The sequence below is a fragment of the Streptomyces sp. YIM S03343 genome (assembly GCF_054729195.1).
The window spans coordinates 232,902-259,685 of sequence record NZ_JBPUKX010000001.1; the positions used below are offsets into that span (position 1 = coordinate 232,902).

Genomic DNA, 26,784 nt, shown 5'->3' on the forward strand with positions numbered 1-26,784 from the left:
CGACGCAATCGCGGTCCCGACGCCGCATCCGTGCGTTCGGTATGGTGCGCGGTGGGCCAGACGGCCAAAAGAGTTCCGGCTACGGCGAGCGCCGTGAGCGCGGGAACTGTCACCTTCGCCCCAGGTTTCACGTTCCCCTCCTCCTGGCATCAGGGGAAACGCGTTTGTGGTGCTCCATTGCAACGCTTCCCGCCGGTTGGACCGATCCGGCAATGAGTCGGGTCGGCCGGTCGTATTGCGCTGAGCCGTGGATCACCGTAGGTACCAGGCATCCCGAACACCAGATACCACACAGCCGCACAACACCGAACCGGACACCACAAGATCCGCCGGAATCCCGCGCCGCCGCCGCCTCAACTGTGAGATTCCTGTGAAGCGGAGCCTCGGTGACGGAAAACGCTTTCTGTAAGTTGGCTGATACCTGACCGCGATGTGTCTTGGGCCAGGTCGGGGCGACCTGCTGCCAGGTCGCGGCGCGGGCGTAGCGCCGCACGGCGTTGCGGTCGAGGTCCAGGTGGCGGGCGATGGCGCGTAGCGCCATCCCCTCGTCCAGCAGGCGGTGCACGGCGGCGCGGAGGCGGCGCGTGCGCGCGGCGGTCAGGCCGCCCGGCACCGCGGCCGCAGTCGCATCCGGCCCGGGCTCGGGGAGGCAGCCGCGGTGGGCCGCGACGACCTCGTAGACCTTGCGCCCGAGCCCCTGCCACAAGTGGAAACGGTCGCTGACCTGGATCGCCTCGGGCGCCCCCGCGCTGATCGCGGCGCGGTAGGTCTGCGAACCGTCCCGGCAGACCGCCTCGATCCCCGCGTGTGCGCGTAACCAGGTGGCCAGCGGTTCGGCGTCACGGGTGTCCCACACGTCGACCGGCAGCCGACTCTCCGCGTCGACCACGAGTGTCCCGTAGCGGCGGGAGCGCCGCATTGCGAAGTCGTCAACCGCGAGCACGCTCAGCCTGGGCAGCGGCGGATCGGGCACCCTCATCACGCAGTTGAGCAGCGTGGCCCAGCTGAGCACCTGGTGCAGGCAGACCAGCAGGCGGGCGCCGGCCGTTCCCCCGAGGGCGACGGCAATCGGTCACCGTGGCCTGCAGGGCGGTGGTACGCCGCTGGTAACGCACCGTCAACCCGGTGATCTGCTCGGCGAAGGTGCCCTTCGGACAGCCGGGGTTCTCGCAGTACAGGCGACGCACCGACAGATCGATGACGACCGGCCGGCCGCCCACCGCCTCGTCCGCGACATGCCGTACGTACCGGGAGTGCACCCAATCCGACTCCGTCCCGCACCCCGGGCAGACCGCCGGGATGCCATCCCGGGTCCGGGCTGCGATCCGCAGCAGATCGCCACTGGCCTCCACCCTCTCGACCCGTACCGCGGCCAAATGCGGCAACAGGTCCTCCAACCTGACCTCACACACCACCAGGGTGACGCCGTCAACCAGTCGATACCACAGGCCAGTTGGCCCCGATCACCGACTACGAAAATCTTGTATTCGCCACGAGCCGCACCCATCCGCGTATCTCACACAGCACGTGGTACGGCCACCACCCCAGACTCATCAGGGACTTCGCCAAAGTTCACCCTGACGAGCCGAAGTCAGTAGTGTGCGTGAGCGCCGCTATGCACAACTGTCATCCTTGCAGCGACCGGCGGGCACCGACTTCGCTGGGGTATTCGCGGACAGTGAGGTAGGCGACGAACCAGCCGATGATGTAGCCGAAGAAGGCTGGCATGATGGGAGCCGCGATCAGTACGAGGCCGCGGCTGGCGAAGGTCAACGCCACGTTGCGGCCGGCCTGTTCGCGCTTTCGTCTGCGGAACTCGCCTGGGGTGGGCGGGTCCAGGAGGCTCTTGCGGTGGTCCCGGCGCTGCCTCAGCCACCCCAGGACCAGGGCCACGGGGGACGCGGCCACCTGCGCCCAGTCCGACACGGTGCGCACGGTCGGCGGCAGCACAGTGCGGAATCCCTGGTAGATGCCGAGCGCGAAGGTGTAGTACAACAAGGCCAGCAGGGCGAGCCAGAGGATGGCCGTGAGGGTGCGGCGTATCCAGTAGGCCGCGCCGCGCTTGTACCAGGTGGTGCCGAGCCCCGGCAGCGACGGGATCTTGTCGGGGGCTCCGGGTGCGGGGGCCTCAGAAGATGCTCGTGACGCCATGCCACACGTCCTTCGCCAGTCGTACGCCGTCGTCCTTCGTCTCTGACAGGACATCGCCGGTGCCCGTCAGCACACCGCCGACCACGCCGTGGTCGTGGATGTCCTCGCTCCAGTGCTCGTGGAGGGAGTGGTCGATGAGGCTGGTCGAGATGACCGCTGCCCCGACGCCGACCACGGCCACCGCAGCCGCGGGTGCCGCTTCGGGCATCAGAGCGACCACACCTGCGCCGATGGCCAGGCCGCCGAGATTGGCACCCTCGTCGACGGTGACGGAGTGCTGCCACGACCAGCCTTTGTCGTGGTCCTCGGAGGCTTCGAGGAGACCGCAGGCGCCCGCCGCGGCGACATCCAGGACCGGGATCTCCTTGAGGAACTCGGGCACCTTCTCAAGGCCCTTGCCGAGGCGCATCGCGTCCGCGGCGTCGGACAGCTTGAAGTTGAGGACCCGGTCGTAGGGCAGCTTGCTGCTGTAGTCGGCGCGGGCGATGTCCTCCTCCAGCGAGTCGACCTTGGCGACGGCGTCGCGGTAGGCGCTGTTGGCGGGATGGTCGTCGGCCATGCGGCGGCCCTGCTGCTGGAAGGTCTTACGCTCCTGTTTGAGTTCCTGCTTGGCAGCCTTCGCTTCGGCCTTGGCGGAATCGAGATTGGCGCGGGCCTTCTTGCCGCCCGCACGGGCGTCCTCGGCGTCGTAGGCGTACAGGCCGCGCAGAACATCGGCAAGGGTGATCTTGTCGGACGGAGTCACCTTGCTGACCTGCTCGTACAACCCACGCAGTTTGTCGGCCGCGACCAGCCGGGCGTGCTGGGCGGTGTGGAGGACGTCGTTGCGCGCCGCCTCGTACTCGCCCATCGCTTTGATCGTCTTCTGGTCGTCGGCGCTGGGCGGAGTGGCGGTGGCGAGTTCCAGGGGGACGCCCTTGTCGCTCATCAGCACACCCTTGCGCGTGGCGATGTGCGCGGCGTTCTGTAGGCACGTCTCGCACGTGGTAAGCGCGCCGACGAGTTTGTCGAGGATGTCGCCCGCTTCGTACACGAGGTGGGCGAAGGCTCCGGCCGTCAGCGCGTCCTCGCTCCAGTGGGCACGGAATTTCTCGGCCGACTCGCCCTTCCAGCTTGCATCGCTCACCAGTGTTTCGACGGCGGTGCTGATCGGACGAAGCGGCTCCTCGAGCTTCTTCTTCGCGTTCTTGTACGTGTCGGCCATCGTGCCCAGTGCGCCGATGTCGACGCCGACCCAGCTGTCGCTCATCAGTCCTCGCCCACCATCAGGTCCTCGAACACACCATGCACGTCCGCGTCGTGCCGGTGGAAGGAGTCGCGGGCGTACTTGACCTTGTCGCCGTGCTCGTCCAGCCGGTCGGCGAAGCCGATGTGGAGGCCGACGATCAGGTCGGCGACCTCCTTGATAGCGTGGTCGAGGCCGCCGTCGCCGCCGCTGGCCACGGGCGGGCTGACGTCGGCGCTCAGCTTCCGGTAGTTGGTGGCCTCGTCGTGGAAAGTCTTCGACATCGCGGTGAGGTCACTCAGAACCGCTTTGAAGTCCGCCGGCATCAGCGCATCTCCTCTGCGTAGGTGGCCAGGTCGGCCGACTGCCAGTTGTGGTGTCCGGGGGCGACCCGCGGGTCGAGGAGGACGATGGCGCCGTGCTCGGCCACGCCCTCGGCGAGTGGTCCGAGTGAGGTGGCCACCCACGGCTGGGCGTCGCCGAGCGCGGTCACCAGCTTGTCCGGTGTGGTGAAGGCGAAGGCCACGGTGCCGTTGGTGGGGTGCTCGTAGAGCTCGTAGGCGATGTAGGGCATCCGCACGGGGTGGCCCTCCGCGTTCATGGCTTCGACGTACCGCGGATGAGCCGGTACGAACACGGCCGTGTGGTACGGCGGCACGCCGAGCTTGGGCCCAGGCCGCTGATTGTCCGCCAGCCGTGCCGCCGGCGCCGCCTCCACAAAGTCGAGTAGGCGCGAACGGCGGGGCTCCGGCGCCAGTGGCTGGCCCACAAACGCCCGTGCGGGCGGCTCATTCTCGACAAAGTCGAGAAGGCGCGACCGTATCGGCTCCCCCACCGCTGTCTCCTCCGGACCATGGACGCTTGAGACGCCACAGTAGCCAACGTGCGCTAGTGCAAATCAGGCTATGTCAGGTCTATGGGTCGGGTGCACGCCGAAGCCATACGGCCGCTTGGCCGCGGCCTGGTCATCCGTTGACCACTGGTTGACCCAGCCGATGCCTCAGCCCGTCAGATCCACCCGCATCATCAGCAACCGCGTCCTCAGGACCCGGACCACCGGGCTGTTGGGGCGCGACAGAGCCTTCAGGCGGGCCCATGCGGGCAGTCCTCGCGCCCCGAGCAGTGCGGCGCGCCTACACAGCGGCCGAGGCGGTGGAGAAGAACACCAGGGTGCGGCCGCTCTCGCGGCACAGTTGCGCGGTGTCGTGGACCAGGCGGGCCTCGCGCGCGAAGGCCGCCGGGTCGTCGAGCCCGGCGTCGGACACCCCTGCGGCGAGGACGACGACGTGCGGATGGCGTTCGGAAACGGCTTCGAGTCGGCGGGCCAGGAACCCGCGGCCGATGATCTCCATGGTCTGAGGGCCCGTCGGCTCATACCGCCGCGACGCCAGCGGTGTCCCGTGCGATGATCGGCTCCCACCAGTCCCGGTTGGCGCGGTACCAGGCGACGGTCTCGGCCAGGCCCTCCGTGAAGGAGCGGCGCGGCCGGTAGTCGATCCGCGCGATCTTCGAGCAGTCCACCGAGTGGCGCCGGTCGTGCCCCTTGCTGTCGGCCACATGCCGCACCATGTCCCAGCCCGCCCCGCATGCTTGGAGCAGCAAATGCGTCAGCTCTTGCTTGCTCAGCTCGGTCCCCCCGCCGATGTTGTAGACCTCGCCGGTACGGCCCCGGGTGCTGACCAACTCGATGCCCTGGACGCGGTCATCGATGTGCAGCCAGTCGCGCGCATGCGAGCCGTCGCCGTACAGCGGCACGGGACGGCCGTCGAGCAGGTTGGTGATGAACCGAGGGATGGCCTTCTCCGGGTGGTATTGCCCGTAGTTGTTGGAACAAGCGGGTGATGCGGATGTCCAGGCCGTACGTGCGGTGGTAGGCCAGGGCGAGCAGGTCGGCGGCCGCATTGGTCGCGGCGTAGGGAGAGTCGGGGCGCGATGTTCCTCTCATGAAAACCATCTGCCCCTCTGTCACCATCCACCGCATCTCGGGGGAACCTCAGGGCGGCAACCAGGTGTGCTCACCTGCAAAGCGGGTGTCGCAGGTTCGAATCCTGCCGGGGAACAGTGTCTGATCAGCGCGTTCACCTCACCGAGGTGAACGCGCTGATCTTCGTGGCCACGGCATTGGCCACGAATAGGTTCCGTTGTCAAAGATCCCGGCCTGCGGGAACTACGCGGTACCGCCGGGTCAGGTCTTCCTGTTCCTCCGGCGGCGCACGGCGGTGTAGCCGGCGGCAGCGAGGGCTATCGCGCCGCCGCCGACGACCGCGACAACGGTGCCGGTGCGGCTGAAGGAACCTGCCGCCTGCTCGCAGTAGTGGTCGTTGTCGTCCTTGACCGTGATGGTCAGGTGACCCCGCTTGCCGATCGCTGCGGACTTCTCGTGCTGCCCGGCGATGTCGACCGGGTAGCTACCCGGCCCGATGTCGCAGCTGATGGTGCCGTAGCCCTCCCCGAAGCTGTTCTTCCGCATCTCCATGGTCACGTCCTCGGTGAACGCCGGAGACTTCACGGTGAAGCTGCCGTTGCCGTCCACGGCCAGGGAGGTCAGGTCGACGTCGGACGTGACCACGACGGGCACACCCTGCTGAAGCGGGCCGTCCGCGGTGCTGTCGCTGTCGCTTTCGCGGATGCTGATGCTCAGGCCCGGACCGTCCGCCGCCGAAGCTGTGTGAGAGCCCGTGAGGGCGATGATGGTCGCGGTGAGAGCGGTCGCTGCAGTGCGCAGGTACATCGCGCGTACCTCGCCTTCCTGAGAGGGGGGTTCAGTCCGCTTTGGGCGGCACGAGCATGTGTTCACGGCAGAGGGTGTGGAGGTGTCGGTGTAGAGGGTGGTCTCACCGTCCGACCAACGCACCAGCAGGTCGTCGGGCTCGCCCGGCGTGTAGGCGCCCGCGGTCATGACGGAGGCGTGGGTCCACAGCTGGTTAGAGGACAGCATCCGGACTTCCGTTCCCACACCGGAAGGGCCCGCGTCGCGGTAGGGCGAGAGCTCGCCGTCCGACCAGCGCACGATCACGTCCCAGTTGGAGCCGCCGGTGAAGTTGCCGGCGGTGAGGATCGTGGCGTGTTTCCAGGTGTCGTTGGGGTCCTTGAGTTTGTGCTCGTGGAGGAGGCCCCGGCCGTCGACGTCGGTATAGAGGGAGAGTTCCCCGTCGACCCAGCGGACCATGAGGTCGTCGGTCCATTTGTTGTCGCTGTAGCGTCCGGCCGTGATCTGGATGGCGTTCCGCCAGGTGTCGTTGGGCGAGTCCCACCAGTGCCTGCACGCGCTCGTACAGGATCCGGTCGGCCTACTCTGCCGTCCCTGATCTTTGAAAACGGCTCTGGCCGCAATTCAGTGAAATCGCAGGTCAACTACGGTGAGACATCATCCTTCCCTCGGTATCCGTACCGTCGCGATCAATGTGCTCAGGGACGAAGGGACAGTGGTCGGCCATCTTGTGATGATCGACGACTCGGCCGGTTCACGCCTGGAACTCGGTGAGATCGATGGCGTGAACACGCAGCGGGTAGCCGTACACCAGATGTGCCGTCTCCCGCTCGGGCACCATGCCGAGCTTGCGGGCGACGTTCTCGGAGGCGTTGTCCCCCACCCGGTTGATGCTGATGATGCGGTCCAGGCCGCGGTCCTGGAGCGCGAACTCCAGTGTGGCGTGCGCGGCTTCGGACGCGTATCCCTGGCCCCAGAACTGTGAGCCGAGCCGCCAGCTGATCGCCACGGCGGGCATCACCTCCGGCAGGAACTCGGGCACGGACAGTCCCGTGAAGCCGATCAGTTCGCCCGAGGCCAGCAGTTCGACGGCGAAGAGTCCGAAGCCCTCCTCGTCCCACTCCTCCTCCCACCGCTCGATGGCCCCGGCCGTGTGGTCCAGATCGCGCACCGAACCGTCATCGACCCAGCGCATGACCCGTGGGTCCGCGTTGATGTCCGCCATCGGTGTGAGGTCGTCGTCGTGCCAGTTACGGAGGAGGAGACGGGGTGTGCGGATCTCGGTCATGTGCCCATCCTGCCGAAGACAAGCACCTCATCTCGGCAATCCGGCACTCGCCCGCGCTGCCGCTCCGGAACCACAAGGCATCAAGCCGCCTGCACCGCACACCGTGACGGGGGAACCGATGGCTTCAGCCCCGGAACGTGTTCGGTGGTGGGTCTCAGCCCTACCGTCGAGCACGACCACCTCAACGCAGCAATGGTGGGCCAGGCCGGCATGCTGGCGCAGCCGGCCGACCCGTTCCGATCTGGACCTGCGGGCAGAAACGCAGCCGCAACCGACTCCCTTTCAAGATCAGCTGTATGAGCCGCTGAGCAACGATCACGCCCCTGACCGGGACTTATTGCGAGGCACGCACAGCGGCTTGTGGGGCAGTTGGTGGGGCTTCGATGGGGCAGGTGCAGAGTGCCATCGGAATGACGTCCCCTCCGTGCGGCCCTGTGCGCGGGCGAGGACCGCGGTGATCCGCCCCGGTCGTCCGGCCCACAGGGGGCGGCTCAGAGGTCTTGGACGGCGCGCAGCGCCTGGTCCACGCGGGTCATCGCCGCAGGGGCAATGGGGCCCAGGAGCTTTGCTCCCTCGAACCGGTTGAGCCGCATTTGTGTGATGTTGACGGCGACCGCGGTGCACGGGAGCGGGTCGCCGATCACCACCGACATGGCCGTGTCCGGGAACCTGCCGCTTTCGTGCAGCACGATCACGAGGAGGGCGCCGTACGTCTCTTCCAGGCCGGTCAGGCTGATGATCAGGACGTTGCGGCCGTCGGGGAGTGCCCAGATTTCACCGCGCTTCACAGGGTGTCGCCCTCGCCCGCCAGCTCGTCGCCGAGGCCGAGCGCTGCGAGCTGCTGCGCGGCGTCGAGGGTGGCGGCGCGGCGGGCGGCACGCACTACGTACGCGTTCACGCTCATGCCGGCCTCGGAAGCGGCCGCCCTGATCGAGGGGGCGAGTTCATCGGGGATGCGCAGGGTCATGGTGGTGACAGACATGGTTGCAGGATAGCCACCGGTTCGCGGTGGCGTAAGACGGTTGCGGCCGGGACGGTGCAGGCCTGCATCCGAGGCGGCAAGATCCTCCTCTGAACACCAACGCGCCGCCACCTCGGAACGGGACCGAGCACCACCGGGAGCACGCGTAATCGTACGGGGGCGGGTTTGTAGGGTCTCGTGGTTGGTGTCGGAGACCGCCCTCGTGACCTGCTGCTCCTTCCGTTGCCTCACGGCATGTCGGACATCGGAGCCTCAGCTTTGTGTCGCTTCCTCGGCGGTCTGTCCTGATCGGAGCAAACCGCCGGGCTTGTGACCTGAGCTGTCGCGCACCTTCCGAGCACCGAGTCGGGTCGGCAGTGCGGGCCTGGGCGTGGGCTGCCGGAGCAAAACCCGCGTGGACAAGCCTCCGGATGTGTGACGCCCTCGAAAGCGTCGTGCGGCCGATGCGCTTCCCGGGCCCGGGCCGGACGGGCGGATCAGCGTAGTCCGGCAAAGAGATCGTTCTCGGGTACGGCCGCGCCGGTGGCGTCTTGGACGCGTACGAAGGTCTCCATGCCCATCAACTCGCCGAACCTCTCTTTGCCCATCCTGAGGAAGAAGATGTTCTCGCCCTGACTGGCGTGCGCGGCCAGCGCGTCGAACTTCTGACCGCTGAACGCGGTGGTGTCCACCCACGTGGTGATCTCATCGTCGGGGAGGCCGATCTCGGCCATCGCGGCGGCCTCAGCAGGATCCGGCTCCGGCATGTCCTCATGAAACTCGCGCATGATCTCGCCGAACCGCTGCATCATCGAGCGGGGCATCGTGGTCCAGTACACCTTCGGTGTCAGCATGGTCATCTCCAGCGCCGCCATCGTGATGCGGTGGGCCTGAATGTGGTCGGGGTGGCCGTAGAAACCGTTCTCGTCGTAGGTGACGACCACATCAGGCCGGTAGTGCCGCATGAGTTCCGCGAGTCGGGCCGCGCCCTCCTGCACAGGGGTCTGCCAGAAGGATCCGGGGGCGTCGTTGCTCGGCCAACCCATCATCCCGGAGTCGGCATAGTCCAGCATCTTCAGATCGCTGACCTTCAGGACGTCACAGCTCGCCTGGAGTTCTTGACGGCGCATCAAGGCAACCGCCGCCGGTTCATGCCCGGGGTCGCCCGGCTTGACGCCCCCCGGTCCGTCACCGCAACCGCCGTCGGTACACGTCACGAGAACCGTGCGGATGCCTTCCGCCGCGTACCGCGCCAGCACCCCTCCGGTTCCGGTGGCCTCGTCGTCGGGGTGCGCATGTACTGCCATGAGCGTCAAGGGCCGGTCAGTCATGAAACAGTCCTCCTGCAGAAATACGTCTTGGTCCAAGTAGCGCGGCGGGCGTACCGCGATCCTGGGGCCCGGATCCTGATTGGACGGACGACCTCGTTGTCTCCGTGTTCCCCGCCCGTGCGGCGCCGGTCCCTCGGTCGATACAACCGCGCCGGCCGGACCGGCTGTTCCCAGCCCGGCCGCATGGCCTTCCAGGCGTCGGCGACTTCAACACGAACGAGGTAGAGGCGCAAGGCTCGTCCTTCGGCCCGGTAAGCGTGTAGTCGCCGACGCCCCCGCAGGGCGTCGGCAACTACACGCTCAGAAGCACTCCGAACAGCAAAAAACCCTGCCCCGCACAACGCAGGACAGGGTCTTCACAGAGCGCCGGGCAGGCCTTGCACCTGCATCTCCCCGCAGGAAGCGGGACGTCTTTCCTTGGACCACCAACGCATCGCGGACCAGCGGGACTTCCGCCGACCAGCTCAAGATCAATCGTAGCAGAACGTGCCCGGCCCGTTGACCGGCCTGGCCTGCTGCCACCTCTCTGCTCCCTCACCACTACGAGCCAAATCACAGATGCGCCCGGACCCAGCCCAGCACGGCCGGTCAGTGGAGATCCGAGACAATCTCCCGGACCTGATCGCCGAGGCCGAGCGAGAGGGCCAGCTCGGCGAGATCGAGAGCCCCGCGTCAGCCCGGCCAGCGCCGAATCCAAGATCGGCCACATCGAAGCGTCGGCGCGGGCGGGCCAGTCCTGCTGGGGCTGCCGACGCCCCGCCCGCCACGACAGGGGCGATCAGGCGGCGGGCGGGGAAGGGGGCCAAGGAGCACGACACCGCAGGTCAAGGTGGTGATCAACCATGGCCAGACCCGTATGGACGGGAATCGTCGCTTCGGGCTCATCTCGCTGCCGGTCGCGCTGTACACCGCAACCGACACTCACACGATCCGCTTCCACCAGCTCCAGCGCGGCACCGCAGACCGGATCCGCAACCGGCGCGCCAACGAGCGCACCGGCGACGAGGTGGACCTTCAGGAGATCGTCAAGGGCTACGACACCGGCAGCGAGTACGTGATCGTCGAACCCGAGGAACTCGACGACATCGCGCCGGGCGGTCCAGGGCCCTGGAGGTGTCCGGGTTCATCGATCTGGACAGGGTGGACCCGATCTTCTTCGACAAGACGTACTGCCTCGGGCCCGGGGCGAGCAGTACGGCAAGGTGTACGCCTTGCTGCAGCGGGCTCTGGCAGAGTCGAACAAGGCGGGCATCGCGACGCTCGTGATGCGCGGGCGCGAATACCTCGTCGCGCTGAAGGCCGAGGACGGCCTGCTGACCCTGCACACCCTGCACTGGGCGGACGAGATCCACGACCCCCACCGGGAAGTCCCCGACCTGCCGGGCGGGGCGGAGCCGACCGCAGCGCAGGTGAAGATGGCCCACCAGTTCGTCGACGCCCTCACCACCGACTGGGAAGCCAGTCCCGTGCACTATTGATCAGAAACTCATAGGGTTCTCGTCCAGGGTAGCGGACGTGTGGGCCGCCGAAGTATCGGACGGGGACATCACCCTTACCTCCCGTGCGTTCACCGACCGGCCCGTCCTGCGCGGCGACAAAGCCGTCCTGACCGCCACCACCGCTCTCAAGTGCGATGCCGCGCACGGGCTCTACGTCGTCTACCGGCACGACGTGGACCAGTCCGGCCCTGACAAGGCCTGGGCCCGGCTGCGCATCGCCTCCGCCGCACGAGCGGCCGCATGCTCCACGGAGGCGTGCGGCGCACCCCTCCGGGACATCCCGTACTACCATGGTGGCCTGGACCGCGGGCGGCGTACTCCTCGCCTCAGCAGCGGGCGAGGCGCTTCTCCTGCGAGCCCGGTCCCGCTGCCTGAAGTCCACCTGAGCAGGTGCTCTGCGCCACGACGCTGGACGACGACGCGGAGACCGTCACCCGAGCCGCTGATGCGATCAACGTTGTGGGTCGCTCGTTTGTGTCAGAAGCCGGGGGTGCGGTAGAGTCGATCTTGATCGTGGAACCCAAATTCGGGTGAGGCGTGATGCGTTGGTGGTCCAAGGAAAGACGTCCCGCTTCCTGCGGGAAAATGCAGGTGCAAGGCCTGCCCGGCGCTCCAAAGGAACCTCGTCCCTGAACAGTCAGGGACGGGGTTTTCGTGTGTGCGCCTCGGGCGGAGCCGTCAGCCGTGTGGCCGGGGCGAGGCGTGCGGGGTGAGGCGGCGGCCCAGTAACTCCAAGGCGGCCTTGACTTCCTTCATGTGCTTGGGGTCCATCTCTTCGCCCAGGGCCGAGGTAAGGACGTCGTCGATGCTGCTGGCCCGGGCGCCGGTCCGTCCTCGGCTCCTCGGCATGAGGGCCGGCAGAGTCGTTCCGCTGCGGCCCCGGCCCACTCTAGAAGGGTTCGGCGGCCCGCAGGAGATCTTGCGGAAGGTAGGGGGATTCGACGCGGATGGCCCAGCCGCGGCGGCGGGCGTGGCAGGCCAGGGCGAGGATGTCGAGGTCGAGGGAAGCGTCCGGATCGTCGGCGCGGTCGGCAACCTGGTAGTAGTCGCGGTGGGCTTCGAGCGCGTCGGCCAGGGCCAGGTTGAAGCTCTCCTCGTCGCCCTCCACGAGTTGTGACAGCAGCACGACCGGCGGCATGGCGAAGCCCCAGTCCTTGGCCTTCTCGGCCTGCTGCAGCGCCCGCTGCGCGGCCGGTTCGGGATCAGCCCCCTTCAGGTAGGCATGGAGGGCTTCGCGGTACGCGCTGAAAGCGGAGTCGTCCGGGTGGGCGAAGGTGGGGCCGGTGAGAACCAGCGGGGCGAGGTCCTCGCGTGCGCCGGTGATGAGGGCGAAGGCGGTGGCCTTCTGCCACGTGCCGGCGCCAGCCTCCTCGTCCCGCTCGGCCGGGTAACGCAGCGCGCGGCCGTCGATGGTCACCTCGGCCTCGGTACCCGGTTCCGCGAGGGCGATACGGAAGAGGGCCGCCCCCATCTGGGAGGCCAGCCGAAGGTTCGCGAGCTGGGCGTCCGTGACCCTCAAGTTCCCCGCACTCCGTTTGAAAAGGCGTTCCTGATCGCCCATGACGCTGTCGAGCCGCCAGACGTCGAGGGGTTCACCGTCGACGGCGGTGAACGCTTCCCGGGCCTCTTCCTCGTACATGGCTTCGATCTGCGGGTCCACCGTCCGCTCGCAGGCGGGCCGTTCCACCACCAGCGGGCCCGCGGCGAGCGCGGCGACCGCGTCCGGGCACCGGTTGCGGCCGAACCCTCCGACCCGGGGGCCCCGGGTCTCGAAGCCGGTGATCAGCGCGTGCGGGAGGTAGTCGGTGCGGACGGCCGGGGCCCAGCCCAGGGTCCGGTACGCGAGAGCGGCGAGGGCGATGGGAACCAGCGGGAGGAGAGTGCTCGGGGAGGCCGCGGGGCCGTGCAGGGTGGCGTGCCTGGCCAGGAGGTCGGCGAGCGCGGCATCGAAGGCTTCCCGGTCCTCGGCGGCCAGGGCGCGCAGCGTGAGCAGCGCTGCGCTGTCCGGCCGGTCCGGGAGAGGCTCGCCGGTCTCCTCGGCGCGGGTTCGGATCCGGTCCAGGGCCGCGTCGATGGCAGCGAGCTTGGCCTCCGCGCTCGGCGGATACTCCTCGTCGTCGCCGGTGTCGTCCAGGACCACGGCCGTCAGTCCGGTGGCGAGCTCGCCGATGGGCGTTCCCTGCGCCGTCTCGGCGAACTTCTGCCGGGCGAAGTGGAAGGCCTCGCCGTGCCACTTGGCCCTGTCCCTGAGCGCTGTCAGGCAGAGCGCGTCGATCCACTCCCCTGGCATGACGCTCTCCTCGGGTTCATCGTCACCGGGGTCGTAGCTCATGCACAGCCGTAGGCCCCGCTGTCAGCGATGGCTTCTAGATTTCTCCTATGACGGCGTCACTTCCGGAATCCCTGCCACCAGGCAGAATCATCGAGTCATACCGCCAAGACGGCCGCCTCGTGTGGATGAGCAACCGCAAGTTGCTGGACGCAGACGCGTGGTGGCGACGCCTCTACGCCGACCGGTCCGCGACAGGGCTGTATCCGGTCCTGCTCGAATACTCGGAAGATATGCACGACCACAAGGTCAGGGGACACGGCCCGGTCGACGCCGCCGCGTACTTCCGCAACACATGGGAGCCACGCGCCTGGCCGACCTTCCCGGCCTGGGCGGGCCTGGCGAATCCGGCTGCAGCGGAAGCTGAACTCGACGCCCTGGCGGCTGAGGCGGCCGCCACCGTCGTACGCGAGGACCGGGCCCGTTGCCTGGCACTGGTCCAGGCCGAGCGAGGCTCCGACGCACTGGTCGCGCTCAACTGGCCCGGCATGGCCGACCATATGAGCACGCACGAACTGTCAGGGGTACTGCGCTCCTGGGAGGACCGCTTCGGCGCCCGCCTCGTGGGTCTCGGCCACGCCGACCTGTACCTCTCGGCTGCCATCCCTCCGCGAGACCTGTGCCAGGCCCACGTGCTGGCCGCCGAGCACTACCTCTCCTGCCCTGACGTGTTCCACAACGACTTCGACCTCGACTGGGACGCGTACCCGGGCCAGCTCATGACCCGCCGGGAGTGGCACTTCTGGTGGGACTGAGCCCGCGGCTCACAGGGCGCCAGCCTCCGCCGGGATGTAGCGGACGTTCGGATCGGCGGGGTCATACCTGGGCACCCCCCGGGGGGAGGACCGGGGCCAGTGCTCGGAAGACCCTGCGAAGGGCGTCGTCGGTGACGTCGGTGAGCCTCTCAGTCGTCTGAAGCACCACAACACCCGCCGCGCCAGCGGAACAACGCGCGAGAAGTCCCGCTCGCGGCGAGCGCGGAGGAGCCGCCCAGGCGCCGAGCGTCGAGGCGACGAGACTCGAACCGAGATCCTCACAGCGCCCTTGTCTCATGGGACATAGCGAAGTATCGAAGCTGCGCAGCATCCGGTGCGCGCTCTGGCATCAGCCAGGCAGGTCCTGGGGCACACCTGATCACGTGCCTGCTGCTGGGACACGAGCCGGTCCAGGATCTTCAGCGTACTGGGCGTGAAAAACAGGTCAACCATGTGACTGGGCTGGCGTGCTGACCCGACGTCACCCCAGCAGACCAAGGAGAATTGGCAGGGTGGTGTCGATGGGGGGTCTTCTTCTCACTCCCAACGGGCCAAGGAACCGCCGATCTGGCCGGCCAGGCTGAGTGGGCACGGGCACACCGGCCGGGTTTCAGTCGTGAGGTGCCCGGGCCTGCCTCCGGGGCGGTCTGAGGGCCAAGCCCCGGGTCCGACTCAGGTACCCCGATCGGCGGGTGCACGGCCAGTAGGACACGGGCGTGTGCGGCCACCGGTCGGTGCGGGCTCACCGGAGCATGACGGCAGGTCACCGGCCCCTTGTCGGAGCTGCGTTGTAGTGGTGGGAGATACGTTCGAGGTCTTGGAACCGCTGTTGCACAACAGGAGTGGACGATGACCGAGAGCAGTGTGCTGCCCGCGCTCAGGGTGGTACTGACGGACGTCAACGAGCGTGTGGTGGAGGCGTGGCGCGCCGCGTTCGCCGACACCCCCGGCATCGAGATCCGCAAGGGCTCGATCCTCGACGAGGACGTCGACGCCTGGGTCACCCCCACGAACTCCCGGGGCCGGATGGACGGCGGGGTCGACGCCGTCATCAAGCGGTACCTGGGGTCCGGCATCCAGGTGCGCGTCCAGCGGGCGATCCGCGACCGGTTCGCCGGACCCATGCCGGTGGGCAGCGCGGTCTGCATCCCTTCCGGCGCGACCGTCCCCCGGTACCTGATATCGACGCCGACGATGGTGCGGTCCTCGCAGGACGTGAGTGCCACGTTGAACGTGGCGCTGGCGTGCGCGGCCGCTTTCCAGGCCGTCCACCGGCAGAACCGGAAGAAGCCGGGCAGCATCCGGTCCGTGGCGCTGGTCGGGATGGGGGCGCAGACCGGGCAGGTGCCGGCCCGGGTGTGCGCCAATCTGATGTGGACCGGCTACACGCTCTTCCACGACCACTGGTTCGAGGACGACGACGAGCTGCGGTCCACGATCATCTCCCAGCTCCACGGGATCGAGAACGCGCCCGTCGACCAGCGGGTGCGCATCGTGCCGCCGGCGGCCGTCACGCCCGTCGCCCCCGCGTCGGCGCCCGAATCTGCCGTTCCCGCTCCCTCCGCCGCCCACTGCTCTCCTTCTGCCACGACGAGCGAAAGCGCCTCCGCCATGACCGGATCGAAGACCGGCGTCCCGGCTCCGGACCAGCCGCCGCAGCCCCAGCCCGATGCGAACGACCCCCTCGCCCTGACCGAGCTCTTCGACGGCGGCGGGGAGGCCTGGCTCCCGCTGCTGAAGCCGGTCATCGAGGCGCAGCCGGACGCCGCACGGTTCATCGGGAAGGGCCGCAGCCACGAGGTGGTCCCGGTCCGCGAGCTGACGTTCCAGGCGCTCAAGCCGAACCCGCCGCACAAGTGGAAGGTCGTGGTCTTCGGTCAGAACCCGTACCCGCGGCCGGAGAGCGCCACCGGCATAGCCATGTTCGACAACACCTTCAGCGACTGGAAGGACAGCCAGTTCGGCCGCGTCGTCAGCATCCGGTGTCTCATCAAGGCGGCGGCGATGTGGAAGTACGGCATCGCCAAGAAGACGCCGATCGCCGACGTGCGGGCGCTGCTGAAGGAGCGGGACACGGTCCAGCCGCCGGAGTGGTTCCAGGCGATGCTGACGCAGGGTGTGCTCCTGCTGAACGCGTCGCTGACCGCGAGCGGCGACGGGGCGATGGGTGCCGACCAGCACACGGCGTTCTGGCGGCCGGTCGCCGAGCGGATCGTCGAGGAGATCCTCAAGGCCAAGCAGGACGCGACCGAGGAGGACCGCGGGGTCGTGTTCGCGTGGTGGGGGGCGCACGCCCGCAGCCTGAAGCGGGTCGTCCTGCGGCTCCAGCAGAAGTACCCGGACGTCGAGGTCCGGCACCTGGACCACGCGAACCCGGCGGCACAGGGCGACATCTTCTGCGAGGGCGACCATTTCGCCCTGGTCAACGACGCCCTGACCTCGCTGGGCGCCGACCGCATCGACTGGCTGCCGAGCAAGGGGTGGAACGGGTCGGCGGCCGGCGCGGGCGGTGCGGACGGGGGTGTCGCGGCGCGCATGGGCGCCTTCATCGAGTCGACCATGAACCTGCACCAGCTGTACCTGGAGCGCCTCACCGGCGTCAAGGACGAGGGCCTGGTCCTGCCCGCGATCACCGGCGTCTTCGACACCCCGCTGATGGACTTCCAGGACGCCGTCACCCCGGTCTCCACGGCGCTGTCCGGGCTCGCCGGGCACATCCGGCGTTCCCGCGACTTCGGCAAGCATCGTGTGGACCAGGCGGCCGGCGGCCTGTCCGCCGACGCGATCGCCGCGCTCCACCTCTACACCTGTGAGTCAGCCTTCTACCGCGAGATCAACAGCGTTCTGCGCTCCCCCGACCGCACCAGGGTCACGCCCTACCTGCCGTACCTGCGGCTGCTGTTCTCGGCAGTCTCGGAGCTGCCCGCCTACACGCAGCCGTTGTGGCGCGGGGTGTCGCTGGACCTTCGGGCGCAGTACCCGGTGGGCCGGACGGTGACCTGGTGGGGCGTCTCCTCGTGTACCTCCGAGCTGAAGGTGGCCAGGGCGTTCTTGGGCAGTCGCGGCAAGCGAACCCTCTTCGAGGTGACGCCGGCCCGGGCGGTCGGGATCAAGAGCTTCTCCGCCTTCACCGGCGAGGAGGAATACATCCTGACTCCGGGTACCCAGCTCAAGGTGACGGAGGTAAAGAGCGAGCCCCGCGGGCTGTGCACCGTCCGGCTGAGCGAGGTCACGGACGCCGCTCCCGTGGTGTCCTGAACCACCCCCCGTTCCACAGCGGCCACGGTCGTGGTTGCCGAACGCTCGCGCCCGGCAGCCACGTCGTAGAGGCCGATACACCGGGCCCGCCGCTGCCCCTGCTGCAACCTAGGGTTCCGTGTCCTGAGCGAGCGGCAGGCGTGTGCGGGTGCCCCGAGGGCATCGTCTGCCTTCACGGCGGTGACGCGTCTGCTGCTGGCCCAGCGTCACCAATGGGCGCGGGTACGGGACCATCCCCGCGGGCGCGGGGGCGACGAGTACTCCTTCTCGGATATACCCGACTCTCGGGGACCGGACCGTCCCCGCGCTCGCGGGCACGGGGACGACGGCGCCCCCAGGTCATGCCGATACACCGGGGTATCCCCGCGGGCGCGAGGCCGACGTCCTCCTGCGCGACAAAGGCAGGCTCGGGACGTGGACGCGCACGCGCTGCGTCGCCAGGGCTGGACGATCTCCGTGATCGCCAGACACCTGGGACGCGACCGCAAGACGATCCGCTCCTGCCTGAAAGGCGAACGCGTCCCACAGCAGCGCCGCCAGGCTCCAGACGCGTTCGCTCCTTTCCTGGCTACTGCCGTCAACCGTCAACGTCTGGCGGACGACCCGCACTTGTTGGCATCCACCTGTTCGACGAGGTCGTCCGACTCGGCTATCGCGGCGCCTAATCGACGTTCACCGAGGCGCTTCGCCACTACGAGGCCAGCCGCACTGCGAGCCGGGACGTTGTTGGCTACTCAGCTCGGTCTGGGAGTGCGTTCACGCTCACTCCCAGACCGAGCTGATTCACGACCGTCACGCCGGATTAGCCTGCCTCACTCCTCGATCGGGACGCTCGAGGCAGGGTCGCGCCGTTCACGTCGGCCGGAGGACGATCGTGCAGAGCCGCTTGGTCGCCCTGGTGAGGCCCACGTACAGGTCCCGTTCCCCACCGGGGCGGGCTGTGATGATCTCCTCGGGGCCGACGACGACAGCGGCATCGAATTCCAGGCCGCGTGCCTGGGACGCCGGTACCAGGTGCGCCCATTGCGTGATCCCGGCGGACTCCAGTTTGTCGGTCCGCACGTCGGCGCAGATCACTCCGAGCAGTTCGCCGGGGTACTTCGCGTTCTGAGCCCTGAGTTCTGCGGCCAGAGTGTCGGTGAGCGTGTCCGGGCGCGCGGTGAGGGTGCGAGGGGCATCACCGTGGCGGATCGAGCGGCTGGGCGTCTGGCCGGGAGCTATCCGGGCGAGCAGATCGCGGGTGGTCTCCAGGATTTCCTCCGTGGTGCGGTAGCTGACGGTGAGGGTATGCAGGTTGAACTGCCGGCCGAGATGCGGGGCCAGCGCCTCGGACCAGTCACGTGCATTCGATGCCGGGCCCGCCTGGGCGAAGTCCCCCACCAGCGTCATCGACCGGCCGGGGCACCGGCGGACAATCATCCGCCACTGCATGGCGGTGAGTTCCTGGGCCTCGTCGATGACGACGTGGCCGTACGTCCGCTGCGGCGGGCCGCCCACCAGACTTGCCGCTTCGTCCAACAGCGGCATGTCCGCGTCGGTCCACGGTGTGTCGGGTGCGCGCAGGAGCAGAGCCCGTTCCTCACCGGTCAGCTGCGGGAGATACTCGGCCAGCTCGTGGGGATTGGCCAGCAGCACCCGTACGACATCTTCGGGTACGAGCCGCGGCCAGAGGGATTCAACAGCGCGGTCGACGTGGTCATCGTCCAGGAGGCTGGTCCGGACGGCATCTGCGTCGAACTCATCCGCCGGTGTGACGGCCGGTGCGTCGTCGAAGCCGAGATTGCGCAGGTCGGCCGCCGCGACACGGTCGAGGTCCATGCCGGTGGCCTCCGCGACCTCGGCATCGATGCGCTCCAGAGTCTCCAGGGCGCCGCGTTCCAGTACGTCGGTGACCTCATCGACCAGGAGCTCCTTGAAGACCTGCCGAGCGCGATTGTGTCCCAGGCCGGTTGCCACGGCGGCGTCCCGCGCCGTGGCAACGTCCCGCTCCCGCAGACGGACCCATTCTTGTCCCAACCGCACGGCGAAGTCTCCGGCCGCCGCCTGCCGGGCACGCACCAGGTTCGCCAGCGCATCCGCCAGTACCGAACTCCCTTTCAGCAGCGCGGCTTCCAACGGTTCCACCGCATCGGGCACGGCCCCGGCCAGTTCCTCGCACGTTGCGAGGACGACGTCGTTCTCCCCGAGCGAGGGCAGCACCTGGGAGACGTAGTCGAGGAAGCGCGTATTCGGCCCGAGCACCAGCACACCCTGTTCGGCGGCCCGCGCGAACGCGTACAGCACGTACGCCGCCCGGTGCAGCGCAACCACCGTCTTACCGGTGCCAGGTCCGCCCTGCACCACGGTCACCCCTCGGTGCGGCGAGCGGACGATCGCGTTCTGTTCCGCCTGCAGCGTCGCGACCGCCGCGCTCATCCGACCGGTTCGCCGTGCTTGCAGTACCTCCACCAAGGGGTCGTCACCCACGATGTCGTCGGTCGTGACGTCGGAGCCGTCCAGCAGTTCGTCGCTCACCGAGCGGACCGTGCGGTCCTCCAGACGCAGGTGACGGCGTCGCCGCAGCCCCATCGGGTAGCCGGTCGTCGCCTCATAGAAGGGCCGCGCTGCCTCCGCCCGCCAGTCGACGAGCAGCGGCAGGTCACGGTCCTCCGTGTGCAGACCAAGCCGCCCGATGTGCAAGGCGATCCCATCCACACCGTCGATCCGGCCGAAGACCAGCCCGGCCTCGGCCGCCTCCAACCGGCAGACCTCCCTCGTCAGACGGTCGGCGGCGACATCACGCTCATACATCTCTCTCGCGCTGCCGGCGGGTGACCTGAGAGCTACCGTCAGCTGCGCCCGCGCATCCGCCAAACGCTCCTCGAACAGTCCATATATGGCCGACACGTGAGCCTGCTCCGCCCTCACCTGACGCCCGGCACCGTCGCTCAACTGCGACAACAGTGGGCCTCCTCTCGATACGGCCCACCACTATGCGCTCGGATTTCCGCAAAAGTAAGTCTTGACTTACTACCGCAGTTTGCGACCACGCTGCCCTCCCACGACCGCGATGGACAACGCCCCGGACTTCCTCCGCGCCGAGCGCCGGCACGAGCCCAGCCCTCGCACCCGCAATCTCACCCTTCGCAGCACTCCGCCCAGCCGGATGAGGTCGAGCGGGGCGGAACCGGGACTGTCCGAGCGGCCCCGCCGCTCCAGCACCGGGCTGACAGGCTGGCTGCGGTCGATCGCGATCGAGCTCGGCGGCCGTCCGGCCGTCCGGCCGCGCGGTTGTGACGCCACCTGCGACTGGTCGCGGCTGGACCCGGCTGCTCAGACTGTTGACGGCGCCGCGGGTGTCGGACCGTGTGCTGCGGGTGCTGGGAGTGGACGAGTTCGCCTTCCGCAGGGGCTGCACCTACGGCACCGTACTGGTCGACGTCGAGGCCGGCCGGAAAAGTACGGCAACTGGCGGGGCGTCTACAACCCGGCTGCGGATGTGGGCCGTCGACGGCACCGGGGAGCGGGGGTTCACCGCGCTGATGGCCTAGAAGGCTGCTGAAAATCTTGTTGTTGGGGCTGTCCGGCTGTAGGCCCGGCGGCCCTTTTCGCTATGCGGTGGTCGGGGTGAGGTGCCAGGTGGTGCCGGTTCGGGTGAGTCCGAGGTTGATCAGGCGGCGGAGGTTGAGGGCGGCGGCGCGGTGGTGGAGCCAGAGATTGTTGGCGATGACGCCGCGGTGCGGGACGCGGCGGTTGCCCCTGGCGACCAGCCAGGCGATGGCGCGTTCGACCGGGGGCCGCCATCTGCGGTATTCGGCCTGCCAGGCCGGGCCGGCAGCCTCTCGGCGGGCGGCGGTCAGCAGTTCGCGCTGGGGATGGACGTTGAGGGTGCGTCCGGTCTAGGAGGTGGTGCAGCGCTCGCGCAGCGGGCAGTCGGAGCAGAGGCGTTTGAACTGGGCGGTGCGGGTCCCGTCGGCTTTGGCCCGGCCGAGGTTGGCGGTGCGTCCGGCCGGGCAGGTCGCGGTACCGGCGACCGGGTCGACGCGGAAGTCGTCGATGGTCAAGCCGCCGGGGACCACCTGCCGCAGCGGCGGGGGCTTGATGACCAGGATGTGACCCGCGGCCTGCAACTGTTCGCGCAGCTCCCCGGTGCCGTAGGCGGAGTCGCCGAGCACGGTCAACCCGCCGTCCTCCCCGTCCAGCAGATCACGGGCAACGGCCGCTTCGTGGTTGCCGGGACCGTAGCCGCCGGTGACAGCGACGGCGGTGAACAGCCCGCTCTCCGGCTCGAAACAGACGTGTCCTTTGAATCCGTCCTGGTGGCGGGTGCGGTTCTTGTGGATGTGCCGGGCGTCGGGATCGACGGTGGACACCGTCCGGTCGGGCGCGGTGCGCCGGGCGATGCGCCAGCGGCCGTCGCGTCCGTCGGAGTCCTGGGCCGGTTCCACGTCCTGCCCGGCGACCAGCGCCAGCAGGCCCACGGCGTTCGCGGCCTTCTCGCCCAGCTCGCGCTCGGGCAGGTGCCCGAGCAGGTCGAGGGCGTCGGTAACCAGCGCATCGACCAGCGCGGCGCGCGCCTGCTCGTCGTTCCAGGCGATCTTCGGTTTGCCCGGGTCGGTGTAGTCGTGCGCGCGGCAGTGCTCCGCGGCAACCTCCCGGGCTTCGGGGACATCGCGGATCACCCGGCGGATCGCGGAGATGATCTGGGTGACTGTGTCCTGGGTGGCCACCGCGTCATCGAGGACGGTGGAGTCCAAAGCGCGCCGCTGCCTGCCCCTGAGCACCCTGGTCGCGGCCACGACCTCCTTGACCTTGGTGAAGATCCGCATCGGATCGGCCAAGCGGCGCAGCCGGCGCCTGAAGTACGTCAGCAGCGACGGATCGAATGCCATGTCGTACAAGCCCAGCCCGCAGGCTGCTTTCCACCGCAGATCACACCGCAGTTCCTGGACCGTCTCGAAGTCCGACAGCCCCTGCAGGTTCTGCAGCACCACGGTGGCGGCCAGGACCTGCGGCGGCAGACTCGGACGGCCGTTGGACGAGGGATACATGTCGGCGAACATCGACGGCGGGAACAGTGCCTCCCGGTGCTCGGCCAAAAACGCGAACACGCTCCCGGCCGGGATCAACTCCCGGCAGGTCTCCCACACATCCGGCCCGGCCATCTCCCCGGCCCATTCCCCCTGCATGCCTACAGACTGGCCCCGGCCCTGCCGGGCCGGGGCCAGAACCCGCAACATTTTCAGTGATCTTCTAGTAGTGCTTGGTCAGGTTGGTATCGCCGTGGGTATGTCGCGGTGGCAGGTGGGGCAGGCGCCGGTCCAGAGGGCGAGGAGTGTCTGCAGCTCGCGGACGACTTGGTAGAGGCTCAGGCCGGCGCCGTGTCTTTTGGGGATCGGTTCAGCCGCTGCAGGGTGCAGAAGGCGTGCGCGACGGAGACGAGGGTGACGTGGTGGTGCCAGCCGTTCCAGGTCCGGCCCTCGAAGTGGGCCAGGCCCAGGGCCTGCTTCATCTCGCGGTAGTCGTGCTCGATGCGCCAGCGCAGTTTGGCGAGCCGGACCAGCGTGGTGAGCGGGGTGTCGGCGGGCAGGTCGGACAGCCAGAACTGCACCGGCTCCGGTTCGGTGGCGGGCCATTCGGCCAGCAGCCAGGACTCGGGCAGTTCCGGGCCGTCGGTGGCCTGCCGGATCTCGCGCCCGGCAGGCCGGATCCGCAGGGCCACGAAACGGGAGTACATGCGCCTGCGGCCGGAGCGGCCGGTGCCGGGACGGGATCCCTCCCGCCACTGCACCGGCCGTGCGGCCTTCCGGCCCGCGGCGAGGACCAGCTCTTTCACCGACCGGGCCGGGTCGGGGTACTTCGCAACCGGCGGGCGTCCGTGCCCCGAGTACGGCTCGCACACCGGGACCGCGTCGTCGGGTTGCGCCGACATGGTGGTGGAGATCCCCACCACGTAGCGAAGACCCCGGGCCTGCAGGCCGAGCCGGAAGGCCGCGGCGTCGCCGTATCCAGCGTCCGCGACGGCCAGCGGCACCTCGATCCCCCAGGAGCGGACCTCGTCGAGCATGTCCAGGGCCAGCTGCCACTTCTCCACGTGCCCGACGTCCGGCGGGATGCCGCAGGCGGTGCGGCGGGCGATCTTGCACGGGTCGGCCTTCGGTGAGGCCGGGTCCCAGGTCTCGGGCAGGAACAGCCGCCAGTCGACCGCAGCCGAGGCATGGTCGGAGGCGAGGTGGAGCGAGACGCCCACCTGGCAGTTGGTGACCTTGCCCGCAGTGCCGGTGTACTGCCGCGACACACACGCCGAGGCACTCCCGTCCTTCAGGAACCCGGTGTCGTCGAAGACCAGGGCCCTGGGCTTGATCGCCGCCTCCATCCGCCAGGCGAGCCGGGCCCGGACGTGAGCCGGGTTCCAGGGGCTGGTGGTGATGAAGTTGGCGAGAGCCTGACGGTTGCCGTCAGCCCCGAGCCGGGCGGCCATCGGCTCGATGGACTTGCGTTTGCCGTCGGTCAGCAGTCCCCGAAGGTAGACCTGCCCCCACCGGCGCTGGTCCTTGCGCGCGAACGGCTCGAACACCTCCTCCGCGAACGCCTCCAGCTCACCACGCACCACAGCAATCTCGTCCGGAGTCACACCCCCTCAACACCACACCGGACCCGAAGGACACGCACCAGCCCCATCAACCTGACCAAGCACTACTAGGCCGACGCCGACGAGAACCTCAGCGGACCAGCGAGGCCACCGACTGCGACGGGGCAGCCAGGGATGCAGACCGCCCGCCTTCGACCACGAGAACTACAAGCAGCGCAACACCGTTGAGAGAAGCAAGCCACAGTGCTGTCATACCTGCGGCTTGGATCCATCGCCGTCGGCTCCTTCCTCTCGTGCCTCTTCGTTTCCGGTGTTCATGCTGGCGGCCTGATTCTTCAGCCAGGGGCGCCGGTTGTGCTGGCCGCGGGGCACCTCGTGCAGGGTGCGCAGGCGTTCGACCTCTGCCGGGTCGGCGTGGATGACCGTCAGTCGGGCCTGGGGGTGCAGGTATCCAGTGGCCCAGCCTCGCCGCACCCAGGAGTCGAGGGTGATCTCGGACATGCCCAGGTGCTCGGCGAGGTCGCGGAGCCACCACTCGTGTTCGTCCAGGTCGGGGCGTCGGCGGTTGGGTGTGCGGAAGCGCTGGATGCCCAGGGCTCGCAGCAGGTCGTTGACCGCGTTCCTGGTGAACGTCTCACACCGCTTGGGCGGGCGGAAGCCCTCGGCGTTGAGGTGCTCGGCGATCTGCTCGGTGGTGCAGCCAGCCTCAACCAGCTCGGCGGCGCGGGCGCGGAGCCGGGGGTAGTAGCTGAGCTGGGTCAGGCAGGCCACCGGCCGTGCCACCTGCGCCTCGGTGTGGTGCCCGCCCGCCCAGCGGACAGCCACGTTCACCAGCTCGCTGGTGCCCACCACCTCGACGCGCACCTGCTCGACCAGCTGACGGATCAGCTGCTTGCGGTCCGCGTCGGTGGTGGTGGGCGCGTGCCAAATACCCGGGACGTCAGCGGCCAGAGCCCGGATCTGTGCCCGTTCCTCGGCGCTGAGGGTGCGCGGGCGCACAGCGAGGAAGCGGTCGTACTCCTCGCCGAGCGCCTGCCGCTGTTCCATCGCGGTCTCCCAGTCCCTCTCCAACTGCCGTACCACCAGCCGGTTCTCGGGCTCGGCAAGCTGGTACTGGCGCCGGGCGCGGTCCACGGTGTAGTCGGCGCGCTCCAGGCGCTGCCGCCAGATCCGGTCCACCTGGGCGCGCTGGGCCTCGACCTGCTCGGCCGCCGCGAGGGAGACCTCCACCGCGGCCGGGGACATCGCCTGCAGCAGCAGGGCGGTGACGTGCTCGTCGACGCAGCCGCCGGCCAGCTGCTGGCACTGCCCCTGGTCGTAGTCGCTCTTGGCTCGGGCGCAGACATACGCCGGGTGCAGCTTCCCACCCGCACCGCGCTGATAGCGCACCGTCATCTTCGCGTCGCAGCGCCCGCAGACCACCAGCCCGGCCAGCAGCGCCGGGCCGTCGCGCACCACGCCGATACTCTCGGACCGGGCCCGGTTGGCGTCCATCCGCTCAAGGTTCCGCTCATGCTGTTCGACACTGATATAGGCAGGCAGCAGACCCGGAAGGTGAACGAACCAGTCCTCGCGACCGGTACGCACCCGGCCGGTGCACGGCCGCCCCGCCTGCCGCCGCCGCGGGTCGAGCCGACTGCGGCCGTAGACGTAGATTCCAGCGTAGGCCGGATTGCGGAGCATGTTCTGCACCGCGGCCCGACTGGGGCGACGCCACTCCAACTCCCCGCGCTCGGGGCCCTCGCGCAGCCGTACTCCGACCTGGATGTGGTTGTCGACCAGGTAACACAGCACCGCGTTGACGGTCCCGAACCGCTCGAACAACTCGAAGACCAGATACACCACCGAGCGCACCTGCTCGTCGGGGTCGAGGACGGCTTCACCGGAGGGACGGCGCACGAAGCCGGTCGGCAGCGGCACCACCAGTTCCCCGCGCCGGGCCTTGGCCAGACGCCCGGACCACATCCGCTGCTTGATCAGGTGCAGTTCCGCCTCACTGATCGTCCCCTTCAGGCCCAGCAGTAACCGGTCGTTGTGATCGCTGGGGTCATAGACGCCGTCCGGATCCCCCAGCAAAGCCCCCGCCAGGGCGCACAGTTCAAGGAGCTGATGCCATTCACGGCCACTGCGCGCCAGCCGGGACATCTCGATCCCCAGAACGATCCCCACGTGATCCAGGCCGACCTCGGAGACCAGACGCTGGAAGCCGGGCCGGGCATCGATCCCGGACGCGGAATGCCCCAGGTCCTCATCGATCACCAGCACCCGCGACGGCGGCCACCCCAGCGCGACCGCCCGCTCCACCAGCGCGTACTGCAATCGCGTGGACTCCTGATGATCCCTGACCTGCCCAGCCGTCGACTGGCGCACATATACAGCCGCGAGCCGGTCACGATGCCAGGGTTGGACCTTGCCCTCCAGCCGTTCCCAGGGCAGTCCGACCACCGTCATTGTCCACACCCCCGTCCGCGTTCCTGGGCGGTGCCGCCGTCGCCATCCGCTCCACCAGCAGTCCCAGTAATCGCTGGACCACCACCCGGTTCACCTCCGGGAAGGATTCCCACCTCGGTGCACCCGCTGTCGCGGGCCCGGACTGGGGGGCGCAGCCGCGTCTCCTCCAGCCATCGCGACCCACCCCCCTCGCCTGCCTCGACCTGCCCCTCGCGCAACCTGCGGACTGTTCCGACCAGCGCCAACAGGGCATCA

At 68.8% G+C, this 26,784-nt stretch carries 21 protein-coding genes and 4 pseudogenes; 6 read left to right on the plus strand and 19 right to left on the minus strand.

What is annotated here, in order from left to right:
• Nucleotides 1–127 precede the first annotated feature (127 nt).
• The 13 genes and pseudogenes from ACSYGN_RS01085 to ACSYGN_RS01145 all read right to left on the minus strand — a co-directional run bounded on the left by ACSYGN_RS01085 (nucleotide 128) and on the right by ACSYGN_RS01145 (nucleotide 9,666).
• A complete protein-coding gene (locus ACSYGN_RS01085) occupies nucleotides 128–1,012 on the minus strand; it encodes an ISL3 family transposase (protein WP_460390844.1) in 885 nt (294 codons plus the stop codon).
• A complete protein-coding gene (locus ACSYGN_RS01090; RefSeq protein ID WP_460390846.1) occupies nucleotides 930–1,415 on the minus strand; it encodes a transposase family protein in 486 nt (161 codons plus the stop codon). The genes ACSYGN_RS01085 and ACSYGN_RS01090 overlap by 83 nt, the downstream gene beginning before the upstream one ends.
• 211 nt (nucleotides 1,416–1,626) lie before the next feature.
• Nucleotides 1,627–2,151 (minus strand): hypothetical protein, encoded by a 525-nt coding sequence (locus ACSYGN_RS01095; RefSeq protein WP_460390848.1) that lies wholly within the window; start codon nucleotides 2,149–2,151, stop codon nucleotides 1,627–1,629.
• Nucleotides 2,129–3,400 carry a hypothetical protein gene (locus ACSYGN_RS01100; protein WP_460390850.1) on the minus strand — a complete coding sequence of 424 codons (1,272 nt, stop codon included), beginning with the start codon at nucleotides 3,398–3,400 and terminating at the stop codon, nucleotides 2,129–2,131. Before ACSYGN_RS01100 ends, ACSYGN_RS01095 begins: the two co-directional genes overlap by 23 nt.
• Entirely contained in the window at nucleotides 3,400–3,702 is a 303-nt protein-coding gene (locus tag ACSYGN_RS01105) for a DUF6317 family protein (RefSeq protein WP_460390852.1), read from the minus strand. Before ACSYGN_RS01105 ends, ACSYGN_RS01100 begins: the two co-directional genes overlap by 1 nt.
• Nucleotides 3,702–4,094 (minus strand): SAV_915 family protein, encoded by a 393-nt coding sequence (locus ACSYGN_RS01110; protein ID WP_460390854.1) that lies wholly within the window; start codon nucleotides 4,092–4,094, stop codon nucleotides 3,702–3,704. The genes ACSYGN_RS01105 and ACSYGN_RS01110 overlap by 1 nt, the downstream gene beginning before the upstream one ends.
• Before the next feature lie 415 nt (nucleotides 4,095–4,509).
• On the minus strand, nucleotides 4,510–4,728 hold the full coding sequence (locus ACSYGN_RS01115; RefSeq protein WP_460390856.1) for a hypothetical protein: 219 nt from the start codon (nucleotides 4,726–4,728) through the stop codon (nucleotides 4,510–4,512).
• Between the two features lie 19 nt (nucleotides 4,729–4,747).
• A pseudogene (locus ACSYGN_RS01120) lies at nucleotides 4,748–5,306 on the minus strand (NAD-dependent epimerase/dehydratase family protein); the annotation flags it as partial.
• Between the two features lie 255 nt (nucleotides 5,307–5,561).
• Nucleotides 5,562–6,545, minus strand: coding sequence for a hypothetical protein (locus tag ACSYGN_RS01125; RefSeq protein WP_460390858.1), 984 nt, complete (start codon nucleotides 6,543–6,545; stop codon nucleotides 5,562–5,564).
• A 295-nt stretch (nucleotides 6,546–6,840) separates the two neighbouring features.
• A complete protein-coding gene (locus ACSYGN_RS01130) occupies nucleotides 6,841–7,374 on the minus strand; it encodes a GNAT family N-acetyltransferase (protein ID WP_460390860.1) in 534 nt (177 codons plus the stop codon).
• A 491-nt stretch (nucleotides 7,375–7,865) separates the two neighbouring features.
• Entirely contained in the window at nucleotides 7,866–8,162 is a 297-nt protein-coding gene (locus ACSYGN_RS01135; RefSeq protein ID WP_460390862.1) for a hypothetical protein, read from the minus strand.
• Complete coding sequence (locus ACSYGN_RS01140; RefSeq protein WP_360969070.1) at nucleotides 8,159–8,356, minus strand: toxin-antitoxin system HicB family antitoxin; 198 nt, start codon at nucleotides 8,354–8,356, stop codon at nucleotides 8,159–8,161. Before ACSYGN_RS01140 ends, ACSYGN_RS01135 begins: the two co-directional genes overlap by 4 nt.
• Nucleotides 8,357–8,832: 476 nt before the next feature.
• Complete coding sequence (locus ACSYGN_RS01145; protein ID WP_460390865.1) at nucleotides 8,833–9,666, minus strand: PIG-L family deacetylase; 834 nt, start codon at nucleotides 9,664–9,666, stop codon at nucleotides 8,833–8,835.
• A gap of 856 nt (nucleotides 9,667–10,522) precedes the next feature.
• Here ACSYGN_RS01145 and ACSYGN_RS01150 point away from each other — a divergent pair.
• Nucleotides 10,523–10,699, plus strand: a pseudogene (locus tag ACSYGN_RS01150) (Ku protein); the annotation flags it as partial.
• Nucleotides 10,700–10,835: 136 nt separating this feature from the next.
• Nucleotides 10,836–11,144 carry a Ku protein gene (locus tag ACSYGN_RS01155; RefSeq protein ID WP_460403149.1) on the plus strand — a complete coding sequence of 103 codons (309 nt, stop codon included), beginning with the start codon at nucleotides 10,836–10,838 and terminating at the stop codon, nucleotides 11,142–11,144.
• A 699-nt stretch (nucleotides 11,145–11,843) separates the two neighbouring features.
• On the opposite strand, the gene ACSYGN_RS01160 is transcribed toward ACSYGN_RS01155, so the two are convergent.
• Both ACSYGN_RS01160 and ACSYGN_RS01165 read right to left on the minus strand, forming a co-directional pair.
• The gene (locus ACSYGN_RS01160) at nucleotides 11,844–12,014 is read right to left on the minus strand and encodes a hypothetical protein (RefSeq protein WP_460390867.1); all 171 of its coding nucleotides are present in this window, start codon (nucleotides 12,012–12,014) and stop codon (nucleotides 11,844–11,846) included.
• 40 nt (nucleotides 12,015–12,054) lie between these two features.
• Nucleotides 12,055–13,455, minus strand: coding sequence for an immunity 49 family protein (locus tag ACSYGN_RS01165; protein WP_460390869.1), 1,401 nt, complete (start codon nucleotides 13,453–13,455; stop codon nucleotides 12,055–12,057).
• Between the two features lie 167 nt (nucleotides 13,456–13,622).
• Here ACSYGN_RS01165 and ACSYGN_RS01170 point away from each other — a divergent pair, with 167 nt between their 5' ends.
• A complete protein-coding gene (locus tag ACSYGN_RS01170) occupies nucleotides 13,623–14,249 on the plus strand; it encodes a DUF4253 domain-containing protein (protein WP_460390871.1) in 627 nt (208 codons plus the stop codon).
• 849 nt (nucleotides 14,250–15,098) lie between these two features.
• Nucleotides 15,099–17,507 (plus strand): macro domain-containing protein, encoded by a 2,409-nt coding sequence (locus ACSYGN_RS01175; protein ID WP_460390873.1) that lies wholly within the window; start codon nucleotides 15,099–15,101, stop codon nucleotides 17,505–17,507.
• A gap of 852 nt (nucleotides 17,508–18,359) precedes the next feature.
• Here ACSYGN_RS01175 and ACSYGN_RS01180 read toward each other — a convergent pair.
• Nucleotides 18,360–20,393 carry a HelD family protein gene (locus ACSYGN_RS01180; protein ID WP_460403151.1) on the minus strand — a complete coding sequence of 678 codons (2,034 nt, stop codon included), beginning with the start codon at nucleotides 20,391–20,393 and terminating at the stop codon, nucleotides 18,360–18,362.
• 449 nt (nucleotides 20,394–20,842) lie between these two features.
• Between ACSYGN_RS01180 and ACSYGN_RS01185 the strand changes: the two genes are divergently transcribed.
• On the plus strand, nucleotides 20,843–21,037 hold the full coding sequence (locus tag ACSYGN_RS01185; protein WP_460390875.1) for a hypothetical protein: 195 nt from the start codon (nucleotides 20,843–20,845) through the stop codon (nucleotides 21,035–21,037).
• Nucleotides 21,038–21,097: 60 nt separating this feature from the next.
• Here ACSYGN_RS01185 and ACSYGN_RS01190 read toward each other — a convergent pair.
• Together ACSYGN_RS01190 and ACSYGN_RS01195 are read right to left on the minus strand one after the other, a co-directional pair.
• Nucleotides 21,098–22,675 (minus strand): annotated as a pseudogene (locus ACSYGN_RS01190) (IS1182 family transposase).
• Between the two features lie 179 nt (nucleotides 22,676–22,854).
• Nucleotides 22,855–24,120: an IS701 family transposase gene (locus tag ACSYGN_RS01195; RefSeq protein ID WP_460390556.1), complete on the minus strand. Its 1,266-nt coding sequence runs from the start codon at nucleotides 24,118–24,120 to the stop codon at nucleotides 22,855–22,857.
• 91 nt (nucleotides 24,121–24,211) lie between these two features.
• Here ACSYGN_RS01195 and ACSYGN_RS01200 point away from each other — a divergent pair.
• Nucleotides 24,212–24,310 (plus strand): annotated as a pseudogene (locus ACSYGN_RS01200) (IS5/IS1182 family transposase); the annotation flags it as partial.
• 17 nt (nucleotides 24,311–24,327) lie between these two features.
• Here the strand turns inward: ACSYGN_RS01200 and ACSYGN_RS01205 are convergent.
• Entirely contained in the window at nucleotides 24,328–26,529 is a 2,202-nt protein-coding gene (locus ACSYGN_RS01205) for a recombinase family protein (protein ID WP_460390877.1), read from the minus strand.
• Between the last annotated feature and the right edge of the window lie 255 nt (nucleotides 26,530–26,784).